The sequence below is a fragment of the Aromatoleum sp. genome, assembly GCF_035254505.1.
In the GTDB taxonomy this organism is placed as follows: Bacteria; Pseudomonadota; Gammaproteobacteria; order Burkholderiales; family Rhodocyclaceae; genus Aromatoleum.
The window spans coordinates 25595-38463 of sequence record NZ_DATFAO010000094.1 but is presented as its reverse complement, the minus strand read 5'-3'; the positions used below and the strand labels follow the sequence as shown (position 1 = coordinate 38463).

12 protein-coding genes are annotated in these 12869 nt (G+C 65.9%); 11 read left to right on the top strand and 1 reads right to left on the bottom strand.

The genetic code is table 11. From position 1 onward, the window contains the following. Positions 1–6 precede the first annotated feature (6 nt). On the bottom strand, positions 7–567 hold the full coding sequence (locus VJ673_RS20040; RefSeq protein WP_324127935.1) for a DUF3592 domain-containing protein: 561 nt from the start codon (positions 565–567) through the stop codon (positions 7–9). A gap of 140 nt (positions 568–707) precedes the next feature. Here VJ673_RS20040 and VJ673_RS20035 point away from each other — a divergent pair, with 140 nt between their 5' ends. The 11 genes from VJ673_RS20035 (at position 708) to metX (ending at position 12867) form a co-directional block, all read left to right on the top strand. Beyond that, positions 708–2333 (top strand): ABC-F family ATPase, encoded by a 1626-nt coding sequence (locus VJ673_RS20035; RefSeq protein WP_324127934.1) that lies wholly within the window; start codon positions 708–710, stop codon positions 2331–2333. Positions 2334–2525: 192 nt separating this feature from the next. Next, positions 2526–2936, top strand: a complete 411-nt coding sequence (locus VJ673_RS20030) for a hypothetical protein (RefSeq protein WP_324127933.1) — start codon at positions 2526–2528, stop codon at positions 2934–2936. Positions 2937–3045: 109 nt separating this feature from the next. Beyond that, entirely contained in the window at positions 3046–5031 is a 1986-nt protein-coding gene (locus VJ673_RS20025; protein WP_324127932.1) for an AsmA family protein, read from the top strand. A gap of 96 nt (positions 5032–5127) precedes the next feature. Then, the gene (locus VJ673_RS20020; RefSeq protein ID WP_324127931.1) at positions 5128–5511 is read left to right on the top strand and encodes a PTS sugar transporter subunit IIA; all 384 of its coding nucleotides are present in this window, start codon (positions 5128–5130) and stop codon (positions 5509–5511) included. A 126-nt stretch (positions 5512–5637) separates the two neighbouring features. Then, positions 5638–5907: an HPr family phosphocarrier protein gene (locus VJ673_RS20015; protein WP_324127930.1), complete on the top strand. Its 270-nt coding sequence runs from the start codon at positions 5638–5640 to the stop codon at positions 5905–5907. 3 nt (positions 5908–5910) lie between these two features. Further along, a complete protein-coding gene (gene ptsP / locus VJ673_RS20010; protein WP_324127929.1) occupies positions 5911–7638 on the top strand; it encodes a phosphoenolpyruvate--protein phosphotransferase in 1728 nt (575 codons plus the stop codon). 13 nt (positions 7639–7651) lie between these two features. Beyond that, a complete protein-coding gene (siaA, locus tag VJ673_RS20005; RefSeq protein WP_324127928.1) occupies positions 7652–9676 on the top strand; it encodes a biofilm regulation protein phosphatase SiaA in 2025 nt (674 codons plus the stop codon). A 2-nt stretch (positions 9677–9678) separates the two neighbouring features. Beyond that, positions 9679–10221: a biofilm regulation protein kinase SiaB gene (gene siaB, locus VJ673_RS20000; RefSeq protein WP_324127927.1), complete on the top strand. Its 543-nt coding sequence runs from the start codon at positions 9679–9681 to the stop codon at positions 10219–10221. A 164-nt stretch (positions 10222–10385) separates the two neighbouring features. Further along, positions 10386–10766: a biofilm regulation phosphoprotein SiaC gene (gene siaC / locus VJ673_RS19995; RefSeq protein WP_324127926.1), complete on the top strand. Its 381-nt coding sequence runs from the start codon at positions 10386–10388 to the stop codon at positions 10764–10766. A gap of 1 nt (position 10767) precedes the next feature. Next, a complete protein-coding gene (gene siaD, locus VJ673_RS19990) occupies positions 10768–11613 on the top strand; it encodes a biofilm regulation diguanylate cyclase SiaD (RefSeq protein WP_324127925.1) in 846 nt (281 codons plus the stop codon). A 126-nt stretch (positions 11614–11739) separates the two neighbouring features. Further along, a complete protein-coding gene (gene metX / locus VJ673_RS19985) occupies positions 11740–12867 on the top strand; it encodes a homoserine O-succinyltransferase MetX (protein ID WP_324127924.1) in 1128 nt (375 codons plus the stop codon). Positions 12868–12869: the final 2 nt, after the last annotated feature.

Below are 12869 nucleotides of genomic sequence, written 5' to 3'. Positions count from 1 at the left end.
GCGGCCTCAGGACAGGTTCGAGTCCTGCTGGCGGACGCCCAGCGGTACGTTGTTCCACGCCAGCATCCCGGCGAACAGCGAGATGCCGCCCGCAATGGCCATCGCGAACGCGGGCAGCGCAAACAGCGCCACGCCCGCCCGCACTTCGCGGTTCACCAGCGATTCCCGCGGATTGGACGGATTCACCCACACTTCCAGCTCGGTCTGGCTGCGCAGACGCTCGAGCACCTCCTTGCCGCGCCGGTGCGAATACCGGCCATCGAGCGGATCCAGGCGGCCGCCGGCATATTCGATCTTGTCGTAGACATAGCGGTAGCGCACGCCGATGCGCTCGAGCGGCGGACGCAGCAGCGCGGTCGGCGGTTCCACCGTGACGGCTTCGAGCGTGGCGGTCACCGGTTGCCAATGCCGGCTACGCAGTGCATCGAAAAGCGGCAATACCCCGTACGTAATGCTCCCGACCATGCCCAAGGTCAGCAGGAACACCCCCACCAAGGGAAAGGCGATGCGCAGGATCACGCCGATCGCGTGCGCCCGGTAGCCGGTGGAGGTCTCGGTATCACCCATCGCGGCAGTTTGCCCGCGCTTCCATCGTCACACCAAAGACGTGCTTCACGTTCCCTCACTATCCGGCGCGCGCACGAACATGCAGCACACTTCTGGAGTACAATGCAAGGCTTTGTTTTATCTGTAAAACAGGATTCGCCGTGCTCGTCGCAGCCAACATCACCATGCAGTTCGGGGCCAAGCCCCTGTTCGAGAACGTCTCCGTCAAGTTCGGCGAAGGCAACCGCTACGGCCTGATCGGCGCCAACGGCGCAGGCAAGTCGACCTTCATGAAGATCCTGTGCGGCGCGCTTGAATCGTCCGCCGGCAACATCTCGAAGGATCCGAACGAGCGCATGGCCTACCTGCGCCAGGATCAGTTCGGCTACGAGGACATGCGCGTGCTCGACGTCGTCCTGATGGGCCACGAGGAAATGTGGGCCTGCATGTCGGAGAAGGACGCGATCTACGCGAACCCAGAGGCGACCGAAGAAGACTACATGCACGCGGCCGAACTCGAAGGCAAGTTCGCCGAATACGACGGCTACACCGCCGAATCGCGCGCGGGCGAGCTGTTGCTGGGCGTGGGCATCGGCACCGAGCTGCACAACGGACCGATGAAGAACGTCGCGCCCGGCTGGAAGCTGCGCGTGCTGCTGTGCCAGGCGCTCTTCGCGAACCCCGACATCCTGCTGCTCGACGAGCCGACCAACAACCTCGACATCAATACCATCCGCTGGCTAGAGGACGTGCTCAACCAGCGCAACAGCACGATGGTCATCATCTCGCACGACCGCCACTTCCTGAACCAGGTCTGCACCCACATGGCGGACTTGGACTATGGCACGATCACCGTCTACGCCGGCAACTACGACGACTACATGGAAGCGTCGACCCTCGCCCGCGAGCGCCAGCAGGCCGCGAACTCGCGTGCGAAGGAGAAGATCCAGGACCTGCAGGAATTCGTCCGCCGCTTCTCGGCCAACAAGTCCAAAGCCAAGCAGGCCACCAGCCGCCTCAAGCTCATCGACAAGTTGAAGCCCGAGGACGTCAAACCGTCTTCCCGCCAGTACCCATGGATCCGCTTCGACTACGACGACAAGGACAAGCTGCACCGCCTCGCCTGCGAAATCGAAAACCTGTCCTTCGGCTACGAAGGCATGCAGAAACCGCTCATCGACAAGTTCACGATCGCCATCGAGGCGGGCGAGAAGGTCGCGATCATCGGCGAGAACGGCGTCGGCAAGACCACGCTGATGAAGCTGCTGGTCGGCGTCCTCGAACCGCAGAAGGGCACCATCAAATGGGCTGAGAAGGCCAAGCCCGGCTACTACGCACAGGATCACTCGGCCGACTTCGCCGGCACCGAGAAGCTCACCGAATGGATTGCCGAATACGCGCGCGTGACCGCCTCGGTCACCGGCGAGGACCTCGAGACGCTGATCCGCGGCACGCTGGGGCGCCTGCTCTTCTCCGGCGACGAAGTGCGCAAGCCGGTGAACGTTATCTCCGGCGGCGAACAGGGCCGCATGCTCTTCGGCAAGCTGATGCTGTCGCGCCCGAACGTGCTGCTGATGGACGAGCCGACCAACCACCTCGACATGGAATCGATCGAGTCGCTCAACACCGGCCTCGAAAAATTCACCGGCACGCTGGTCTTCATTTCGCACGACCGCGAGTTCGTGTCCTCGCTCGCCACCCGCATCATCGAAATCAAGCTCGACGGCAAGATCATCGATTACCGCGGCACTTACGAGGAATACCTCGCCAGCCAAGGCTTGGAGTAAGCGCTATCGCCTCCCCGAACCGCCAGCGCAGCCCGGGGAGGCTGCAGTTTTCCTACAGCATCTGACGAAAGTTTCCGATGCTTGCATATTGCATATACCCCATTTGTGGGGGTATACTCGCCCGCCTATGACGTCCCGATTGTGGGGCTCTCTCTTGGGCGGTTGGTCTTGGTCACGACACGAGCAATCCGATTGCTGTGCGCAGCACTGCTGGCGATGGCCGCCATCGCGTCCGTTCGCGCCGACTATCAGGACTGCCGAAGCTGCCATTACGCCGTCCTTCCCGAAAGCACGGCTCCGGATTTCACGAACTACTTCAATACGCCCGGCCACCATCCGGTACACGTAGCCTATCCCGTCAAGGCCGAATACAACGCCACCGACGCGGTGGTCGCCGACATCCTGTTCTTCGACCGTAACGGGGACGGCATCCCGGATCCCGACGAAGTGCAGATCTTTCGGTCGATCGACGGCGACATGATCGAATGCTCCTCCTGTCATATCGAGCACGGCGTCGGCCCTCCCGCGGCCGACCACCCGATCGAATACGTGCGCGCCGCGACCACCAACAACGCCCTCTGTGGCTTCTGCCATAACCTCTGATCGGCGCGTCGCGACCCCGCCATACGTACGGTAACAAGAACTCTCTTCGGGAAACTCCGGGTAGAGGGAGCGCGGTCATAAAGCCGTACCCCTACGGTGAGCGTACGCGATGGCCGAATCTCCACGCCCCCACGCCCGTCGTGTATGGCGTGTCCTGCTGGCGCTACTGCTGATCCTGGTCGGCGGCCTCGCCCTGGGCGAAATCGCCGGCTGGCCCTTCCTGCGGTCCCCGCTCGAAAGCCGGCTGACCCAGCGCTTCGGGCGTCCGATGCGCATCGCCCCGCCCTTCCGGCTTCATCTGCTGGGCGCCGTGCGTATCCACGCGGGCGGTCTGTGGATCGCCGCGCCGGAAGGTTTCGACGTGCCCCATCTGGTGGATGCCGACGCCATCGATCTGAGGCTGCGCTACGAGGACCTGCTTGCACTGCGCGAGTCGAGTCAGCTGCATATCGACACGATCGACGTTGCCCGAATCGACGCCCAATTGCATCGCCGAGCCGATGGACCGGCGACCTGGCAGTTCGGCGAACCGCGCCCGGACAAGCCCGCGACGCCTCCGCCGACGATCGCCCACCTGGCGGTCCGTGATGGCACCATCGATGTCGACGACGTTCCGACCTCCACACGACTCAATGCCACCTTTGCGACCGACGAGGGCGCGGCCGAAGGCACGCCGACCTCGCGCGCGACCGTGCGCGGCCGGCTGCGAGGAAAGCCGCTCGACGCGACGCTCAGTGCCGCGGGCTTCCTGCGGCTCGCAGAAAACACCGCGGGCGCGCCGCCGGTACCGGTAAAGGGCCGCGTCGCCTACGGCGGCGTGCATGCCGAATTCGACGGCACAGTCGCCGATCTGTCCGGCGCCCGCGACCTGCGCGGCACCTTCGCTGCAAGCGGGCCCTCGCTGGGCGTGCTCGGCCAGCTCTTCGACATCGTGCTACCGACGACCTCGGCATTCTCGCTGCGCGGTACGCTGGAAAAGGACGGTGAGCTGTGGCGCGCCCATATCGACAATGCGCGCGTCGGAAACAGTGCCGTCCACGGCCACTTCAGCTACGACGCGCGCAAGTCCCCGCCCCGCCTGGAGGGCGAACTGGGCGGCGAGCAGTTCATCCTGGCCGACCTCGCACCGGCCTTCGGGACGCGCAATCCCGACGGTACGCCGGTGCGGCCGCCGCCCGGGCGCGCGCTGCCGGATCGCGAGCTGAACCTGCCGGAGCTGAAGAAGATGGATGCGCGCGTCGCCGTCGATCTCCACCACGTAGACCTCGGCAGCGCCTTCTCGCAACCGATTTCGCCGCTGCGCGCGACCCTCAACCTGGAAGGCGGACGGCTCGCGCTGACCGGCATCGATGCACGCACCGCGAAAGGACATCTGCACGGCGAGATCGCGGTCGACGCCGACCGCCGCTTGCCGGAATGGGCGGCCAATCTGGGTTGGGAAGACATCCGGCTCGAGGACTGGATCGGCGCTTCGCGGACGCGGGCCAACGAAGCCAAGGCGAAAGGCGAAACGAAGACGCCGCCGCCCTACTTCACCGGTTCACTGCACGGGCGTGCAAAGCTCACCGGCAGCGGCCGATCGACGGCGGCGCTGGTCGGTTCGCTCAACGGCGAGATCACGCTCGGCGTGCGCAAGGGCAGCATCTCGCACCTCGTCATTGAAGTCCTGGGCCTCGACGTTGCGCAGGGGCTGGGGATGGTTCTGCGAGGCGACGAATCCCTGCCCGTGAGCTGCGCCGTCGCCGACTTCGTCACCCACGATGGCCAGCTCACGCCGCGCGTCGCGCTGGTCGACACGCCCGTCACGCTGGTGCTGCTCGACGGCAAGATCAATCTCGCCGACGAAGCGCTCGACCTCCGTTTCACGGCCAAGCCACGCAACGTCTCGCCCTTCACGCTGCGCACGCCGATCCGCGTGCGCGGTCATTTCGTCGCCCCCCAGGTCGCGCCCGAGGGCGGGCCGCTCGCCGCCCGCGCCCTCGCAGGCATCGCGCTCGGCTTCGTCAATCCGCTCGCCGCGATCATCCCCTTCATCGATCCGGGCGACCCAGTCGCCTCCCCCTGCCAGCAGTCGCTCGCGAAACTGCGTCCCTGAAGCCGGCGCCGGCGGCCGTCGTCGCGCGTTCATACGCGTACGCGTGCCGGGCGCCGGTCTCGGCTACAATCGTTGAAATCACCAGCAGCGAACGACATGATCGGCATTTTCCTGATAACCCATGGGACGCTCGGCGAATCCCTCATCCAGTGCGCGTGCCACGTCCTCAACAAGCGTCCGGCACAGATCGCGCAACTGGGGCTGTCAGGCCAGGACGATCCACTCGACATGCTGCCGATTGCACGTGACATGCTGGGCTGGGTCGACAAGGGGCACGGCGTGCTCATGCTGACGGACATCTACGGCGCCACGCCTTCGAACGTCGCCGCCAAGCTGCTCGACCCGGGTCACATCGAAGGCATCGCCGGCGTCAATCTGCCGATGCTGCTGCGGGTGCTGACCTACCGCGAACGCGACATGCAGACGCTGGTGCAGCGCGCGGTGACCGGCGGATGCGATGGCGTGCTGCACATCAAGTAAGAAACCGTGGAGAAATCGTCGCGAACGAACGACGACACACATGAGACACGCAAGGGAGGAATGAACGAATGAGCAAGGCAGCAACCGTCACGCACAGTCAATCCGTTTTCGAGTTCTGAGCCGCCCATGCCCAAAGCCGAAGTCGAAATCATCAACAAGCTGGGACTGCATGCGCGTGCCTCGGCCAAACTCACGCAGACCGCCAGCAGCTACGGCTGCGACGTCTGGCTCGAGCGCAACGGCCGGCGCGTCAACGCGAAGAGCATCATGGGCGTCATGATGCTCGCGGCCGCCCGCGGCGCGACGATCACGGTGGAAACGGCGGGCCAGGACGCCGACAGCGCACTGCAGGCCATCCTCGACCTGATCGCCGATCGCTTCGGCGAAGGGGAGTAAGGCATGGCCTTCACCCTCCACGGCCTTCCGGTCTCGCAGGGCATTGCCATCGGCCACGTCCATCTGGTGTCGCACGCGATGCTGGAGGTCAACCACTACCACGTCGCCGCGAAATACCTCCCCGAGGAGGTCGAGCGCCTGAACGAGGCGGTGGCGACCGTGCAGGGGGAACTGATCGGCCTCAAGGCCTCGACCGCCGGCCAGCCGCACAGCGAGGTCGGCGCCTTCGTCGACCTGCAGCTGATGATGCTCGCCGACCCGATGCTGCTCGAAGCGGCACGCGAGCTCGTCACGACGCGGCGCTGCAACGCCGAATGGGCGCTGGTGCAGCAGATGGAGCTCGTCGTCGACCAGTTCGACCAGATCGAGGACCCGTACCTGCGCGAACGCAAGGCGGACGTCGTGCAGGTCGTCGAGCGCCTCGTGAAGGTGCTGCTCGGCCAGCCCCAACACTTGCCGCCAAAGCGGCGCGACGGGCTGGGCACGATCATCGTCGCGCACGACCTGTCGCCGGCCGACACGATCGGTTTCCGCGACCACAACATCACCGGCTTCGTCACCGACGTCGGCGGCCCGACGAGCCACACGGCGATCGTCGCGCGGAGCCTGCGCATCCCGGCGGTCGTGGGCCTGCATCACATCCGCCAGCTCGTCGAGGAAGACGAACTGCTGATCATCGACGGCACGCGCGGCGTTGTGATCGTCGGCCCGGACGAGAACATCGTCGAAGAATACCGCTTGCGCCGCAGCGAGCTCGAGCTCGAACGCTCCAAGCTCAACCGCCTGAAGGACACCCGCGCGACGACGCTCGACGGCGAGGACGTGAACCTCCTCGCCAACATCGAAGGCCCGAAGGATCTCGGCCAGGTGAAGGCGGTCAGCGCCGACGGCGTCGGCCTCTACCGCACGGAATTCCTCTTCATCGGCCGCGATTCGCTGCCCGACGAGGAGGAGCAGTACGAAGCCTATCGCACGGTGTTGAAGTCGCTGCCCGGCAAGCCGGTGACGATCCGCACCTTCGACGTCGGCGCCGACAAGGCGCTCAACGGCGTCGGCGCGCGCTTCGAACCGAACCCGGCGCTGGGCCTGCGAGCGATCCGCTACTCGCTCGCCGAGCCGCAGATGTTCCTGACGCAGCTACGCGCGTTGCTGCGCGCGTCCGTGCACGGCCAGCTCAAGATCATGATTCCGATGCTCGCGCACGCGCACGAGATCGACCAGACGCTGCGCCTGATCGAAAAGGCCAAGGCCGAGCTCGACGTCGAGAAGATCAAGTACGACCCGCGCGTCGAGATCGGCGGCATGATCGAAGTGCCGGCCGCGGCGCTCGCGCTCGGCATGTTCATCCGGCGCCTGTCCTTTCTGTCGATCGGTACCAACGACCTGATCCAGTACACGCTCGCGATCGACCGCTCCGACGAGGCCGTCGTGCACCTGTACGACCCGCTGCACCCGGCGGTGCTGAAGCTCATCGGCGGCACGATCCAGGCCGGCGCGCGCTTCGGCCTGCCGGTGTCGGTTTGCGGCGAAATGGCGGGGGACCCCGCCTACACGCTGCTGCTGCTCGGCATGGGCTTGCGCAACTTCTCGATGCACCCCGGCCACATCCTTGAGATCAAGCAGCAGGTCCTTCGCGCCGACGTCGACGAACTCGCGCCGCGCGTGCAGCGCATCCTGAAGATGGACGAACAATCGAAAGTGCGCGAAGCGGTGATGCGGCTGGCGGGCTAGGAACGAAGGCGACATGGGACTACGCTGGAAATCAGGGCTGTGGCTGACTGCACTGCTCGCCCTGCTGTTGTTGATCGCGCTGCTCGCCGGCCGGACCGGACTGGACGTCTTCCGCCAACACTTCGGCGCCGCCTACGCGCGTAACCACGCGCTGCTGCAGGCGCAGAAGCTCGTCACGCCAATCACGCGCGAACTGAGCCTTTCACAGCGCCTGGCCGAACTCGGGAGCGTGCGCGCCTACCTGCGCGACGGCCACGATCCCGCGACGGCGTTTGCCGACCTCGAACGCTTTCGCGCGGCCTTCGCCGACGGCTCGGCCTTCCTGATCGCGAATCCGTCCGGCCGCTACCACTTTACCGACCACAACGATCCCGCGGCGGCGCAGGAGCCGCGCTACACGCTGCAGCCCGACGAGCCGAAGGACGCGTGGTTCTACGCGACGGTCCGCAGCGGCCGGCCCTACACTCTGAACGTCAACGTCGATGAGACGCTACGGGTCACGAAGATCTGGTTCAACGTGCTCGTGCACGAGGACGAGGACAAGGGCGGCCAGCAACGCGTGCTCGGACTCGCCGGCACCGGGCTCGATCTGACGCGCTTTCTCGCGGAATTCGTCGCGACCGGCGACCCCGGAGTCACGAGCCTGGTCGTGGATGGCACGGGAGCGATCCTCGCTCACCCGGACCCGAAGCTGATCGAGTATTCGGCGCTGACCAAGGCGACGCCGGAGCGTACGCTCTACCGCCTGATCTCCCGCGACGCCGACCGCGCCGAGCTCGAGCGCAGCTTCGCCGAGTTGCGGGCAGCCAAGGGCGGCAGCCGCACGCTGGAAGTCCGTTTCGACGGCCAACCGCGTATCCTCGGCGTGGCCTACGTGCCTGACCTCGACTGGTACGTGCTGAGCGCGGTCGACGCAGGCGCCGCGCGTGTCATCGACGAGGCCGCGCTGTGGCCGATCGCGCTCGCGACCCTGGTGCTGATCCTGCTCTTCGCTGCGGCAGTCAGCATGGGCGTGGATCGCATGATCCTGAACCCGCTACTCCGCCTCACCGAATCCGCCCGACGGCTGGCGGCGGGGGACTATGGCTTGCGCCTCAGCTCGCGTCGCAACGACGAACTCGGCGAACTGACCCGCGTGTTCGACGGCATGGCGCGCCAGATCGACGCCCACACCCGCGACCTCGAGAGCCGCGTCGCCGAGCGCACGCAGGACCTCGCCGCCGCGCACGACCGCATCGCCGAAGCCCATCGCCAGATCCAGGACAGCATCCGCTACGCGGGCCTGATCCAGGACGCGATGCTGCCGCGCGACGCCCTCGCCCGCGCGCTGCCGGAACGCCATTTCGTGCTCTGGCAGCCGCGCGACACGGTCGGCGGCGACCTCTACCTCTTCCGCGAGGATGCCGACGGCTTCGTGATCGGCCTCGTCGACTGCGCCGGTCACGGCGTACCGGGTGCCTTCATGACGATGATCGCGCACGCCGCCTTCGATCGGGCGGTGCAGGAACTCGGCCTCGCCGATCCGGCGGCACTGCTCGCGCATATGGACGTGGCGGTGCGCGCGCTGCTGCCCGACGATACCGTGGGCCGCCATCTCGCAACGAACATGGATGCGGCGCTGTGCCGCGTCGATCACGTGCGCGGGCAGCTGAGCTTCGCGGGCGCCCACCTCGACCTCTATCACTGCGCCGACGGCGTCTGCACGCGCCTCCGCGGCGACCGCCGCAGCCTGGGCGAGCGGCGTCGCGGCCACTATGAGAACCACGTCATGTCCGTCGAACCCGGAGCGGCGTATTATCTGACGACAGACGGTTTTCTCGATCAGGCAGGCGGCATGCACGGCTACGGCTTCGGCGCGCGCCGCTTCGCCGAGACACTCGCCGCGCTTGACGCTCAGCCGATGCGCGCACGCCAGGAAATTCTGCTGCGCGAGCTGGGCGAGCACCAGGGCGATCGCCCTCAGCGCGATGACATCGCAGTATTGTGTTTTACGATTCCCGGCCGGGGCGATGCGCCCGGCACGACTTACGGGGAGTGAGGATGGAACAGGTCGACGTATTGACGCTACGTGAGGCATTCACGCGCCAGGGCATCATGCTGGGCTTCAACGGGCCGTTTTCCGCGACGCTGATGGAGGAAATCGGCAAGGCCCTGCGCAAGCACATGGAAGGGCTCGCCGAGTCGCCGTCGGCTGTCACAGACGTGTTCTCGGCCTACATCGAGCTGAGCCAGAACATCCGCCACTATGCCGCTTCGCGCGGCGTCAGCGGTGCCGCAGCGGAGGCGACGATCATCGTGTCGCGCGACGAGGACGGCCGCTACGTGGTCAGCGCCGGCAACGTCGTGCTGACCGAAGACGGTGAGGGGCTCGTACAGCGCATCGCCGCCCTCGCAGCGATGGACAAGGCTGAACTGAAGGCCGCATTCAAGACCCAGATGCGCGCCCCGCGCGACCCGGACGCAAAGACCGGCGCAGGCCTCGGCCTGATCGACCTCGCGCGTCGCGCGAGCGCGCCGCTGCAATGCAATCTCAAACCCCTGGACGACGCCCACGCCTTTTTCAGCCTGCGCGTCGTGATCTGAATGCCGTGAAGAAATCGTAACGAGCTGTACCGAGCGCCGAATGCGCAAGAACGGGTGAACAACAAAAAACATCAAACAGACGGGCGAGGCGTCAGCACATGAACGACGCAGCAATCGGTACAAGACCAAGAGAGACATTCACAGGCTCTGATTCGAGGACTGACGTGAACGACATCAACATTGCCGGCAGCGAATCGACCCCGCGCATCCGTGCGGACGGGAGCGCCGGACGACTGGAAATGAGCGGAGACTCGTATCCGGAAAACTCCTTCGAACTGTTCCAGCCCGTCCTTGAGTGGGTTGGCGCCTTTCTCGACGGCGGCGGAACACGGCCGCTCGCCGTCGACCTGCAGCTGCTGTATCTGAACACGAGCAGCGTGCGCGCGATGATGGAAATCTTCGACACCCTCCAGGAAGCCCACGAACGCGGCCGCGCGGTGTCGGTAACCTGGCGCTACGACCGCAAGAACGAACGGGTTGCCGACCTCGCGGGGGAGTTCAAGGAAGACTACACCTTCCCCTTCGAGATCGTTCCGGAGTCCTAGCATGAGCGGCGCCACCCTCCCGAGGTCGGACGAGGAGCGCCCGCTGTTCGAGCGCATCGAGGAGCTGCTCGCCGATCCGGCGCAGCAGGACAACCCGCTGCGCACGCCGCTCACCGAGCTGATGGCGGCGTTCTACGACCAGCTCAACCAGATGGACCGCATCACGCGCATCAGCGACCGCTACCAGGCGGCCGAACGCGCACGTGGCGCGGGCCATGCGCTCAACTACCGCGACCAGTTGCGCCGGCTCGAGAAAATCGTGCGTATCAGCGACCGCTATCAGGGCATGCTGCGCGAGCTCAACCAGCGCCTCGAATGGCTGTCCAACCGCGACGCACTGACCGGTCTGCCCAATCGCCGTCACGCACTTGCACGACTCAACGAGGAGCACGGCCGTGCTCAACGCAGCGGCAAGGCCGTCGCGATCGCGCTCGTCGACATCGACCACTTCAAGAGCATCAACGACAGCTGGGGCCACGAGGTCGGCGACCAGGCGCTCGCGGCGGTAGCCGCGCGGCTCGCCGCCTCGATCCGGGAATACGACATGTGCGCACGCTGGGGCGGCGAGGAGTTCCTAGTGCTGCTGCCCGAGACCGTCGCGTCCGCGCTGCCCGACAGCGCCGAACGACTGCGCGCCTGCATCGCGGCCGATCCCTTCGTGATCGGCGACCGCCAGCGCACGATCACCGTGTCGCTCGGCGTCGGCTGCCTGCAACCGGGTGAAGACCTGACCGCCTTCATGAAACGCGTCGACGACGCGCTCTACCGCGCCAAACACAAGGGCCGCAACCGCTTCGAGCTCTCGGCGCCAGCGGCCGAATTTGACAATCCGCCCGCCGCAGGCTAGTTTTCTGCCTTCAGCGCCGATTTGAACCACAGCTTGCGGGCGCTCAATAAATACGGCTAAAGCGAGGACGACCCAGTCCGCGTTTTTCAAGCCGGCTGGGTTTTTTTCGTTTACAAGAACACGATCATGATCCAACCCCAATCCGTCGGCATCGTCGCCCCGCAGCGGGCGCACTTCGGCGATCCGCTCGCCTTGCGCAGTGGCGGCATCCTGCCCGAATACGACCTCGTCTACGAGACCTACGGCGAACTCAACGCCGCGCGGAGCAATGCCGTGCTCGTCTGCCACGCGCTGTCGGGCTCGCACCACGTCGCCGGCCATTACGCCGACCAGCCCAACAGCACCGGCTGGTGGGACAACCTCGTCGGCCCTGGCAAGCCGCTCGATACGCGCAAGTTCTTCGTCATCGGCGTGAATAACCTCGGCGGCTGCTATGGCACCACCGGCCCGAGCTCGATCAACCCGACGACGGGCAAGCCTTGGGGCGCGGAATTCCCCTTTGTTACGGTCGAGGACTGGGTCACAGCCCAGGCACGGCTCGCCGACCAGCTCGGCATCGAGCGCTTCGCCGCGATCGTCGGCGGCAGCCTCGGCGGCATGCAGGCGCTGTCGTGGACGCTGCAGTACCCGGAACGCGTCGCCAACGCCGTCGTGATCGCCTCCGCGCCCAAGCTCACCGCGCAGAACATCGCGTTCAACGAAGTCGCGCGCCAGGCGATCCTGACCGACCCGGACTTCCACGGCGGCGACTATTACGCGCACGGCGTCGTGCCGGCTCGCGGGCTGAAACTCGCGCGCATGATCGGCCATATCACCTACTTGTCCGACGACTCGATGGGCGACAAGTTCGGCCGGAGCCTCCGCCACGGCAAGGCGATCTACAGCTACGATGTCGAGTTCGAGATCGAGTCCTACCTGCGCTATCAGGGTGACAAGTTCGCCGGTTTCTTCGACGCCAACACCTACCTGCTGACCACCAAGGCGCTCGACTACTTCGACCCCGCCTTCGAGCACGCGGGCAACCTGCCGGCGTCGCTCGCACGCGCGACGGCGGACTTCCTCGTCGTGTCCTTCACGACCGACTGGCGCTTCGCCCCGCCGAGGAGCCGCGAGATCGTCTACGCGCTGATGCACAACCAACGCAACGTCAGCTACGCCGAGATCGACTGTGCCGCCGGCCACGACTCCTTCCTGCTCGACGACGCCCAGTACCACGCGCTGCTCACCGCCTATTTCGATCGCATCGAGGTCTGACC

Bases quoted from the DNA above. Each gene is read 5' to 3' on its own strand.
- ptsP (WP_324127929.1), top strand. From the start codon at position 5,911: ATGGCCTTCACCCTCCACGGCCTTCCGGTCTCGCAGGGCATTGCCATC.
- VJ673_RS20040 (WP_324127935.1), bottom strand. From the start codon at position 567: ATGGGTGATACCGAGACCTCCACCGGCTACCGGGCGCACGCGATCGGC.
- siaD (WP_324127925.1), top strand. From the start codon at position 10,768: ATGAGCGGCGCCACCCTCCCGAGGTCGGACGAGGAGCGCCCGCTGTTC.
- VJ673_RS20020 (WP_324127931.1), top strand. From the start codon at position 5,128: ATGATCGGCATTTTCCTGATAACCCATGGGACGCTCGGCGAATCCCTC.
- VJ673_RS20015 (WP_324127930.1), top strand. From the start codon at position 5,638: ATGCCCAAAGCCGAAGTCGAAATCATCAACAAGCTGGGACTGCATGCG.
- siaB (WP_324127927.1), top strand. From the start codon at position 9,679: ATGGAACAGGTCGACGTATTGACGCTACGTGAGGCATTCACGCGCCAG.
- metX (WP_324127924.1), top strand. From the start codon at position 11,740: ATGATCCAACCCCAATCCGTCGGCATCGTCGCCCCGCAGCGGGCGCAC.
- VJ673_RS20025 (WP_324127932.1), top strand. From the start codon at position 3,046: ATGGCCGAATCTCCACGCCCCCACGCCCGTCGTGTATGGCGTGTCCTG.
- siaA (WP_324127928.1), top strand. From the start codon at position 7,652: ATGGGACTACGCTGGAAATCAGGGCTGTGGCTGACTGCACTGCTCGCC.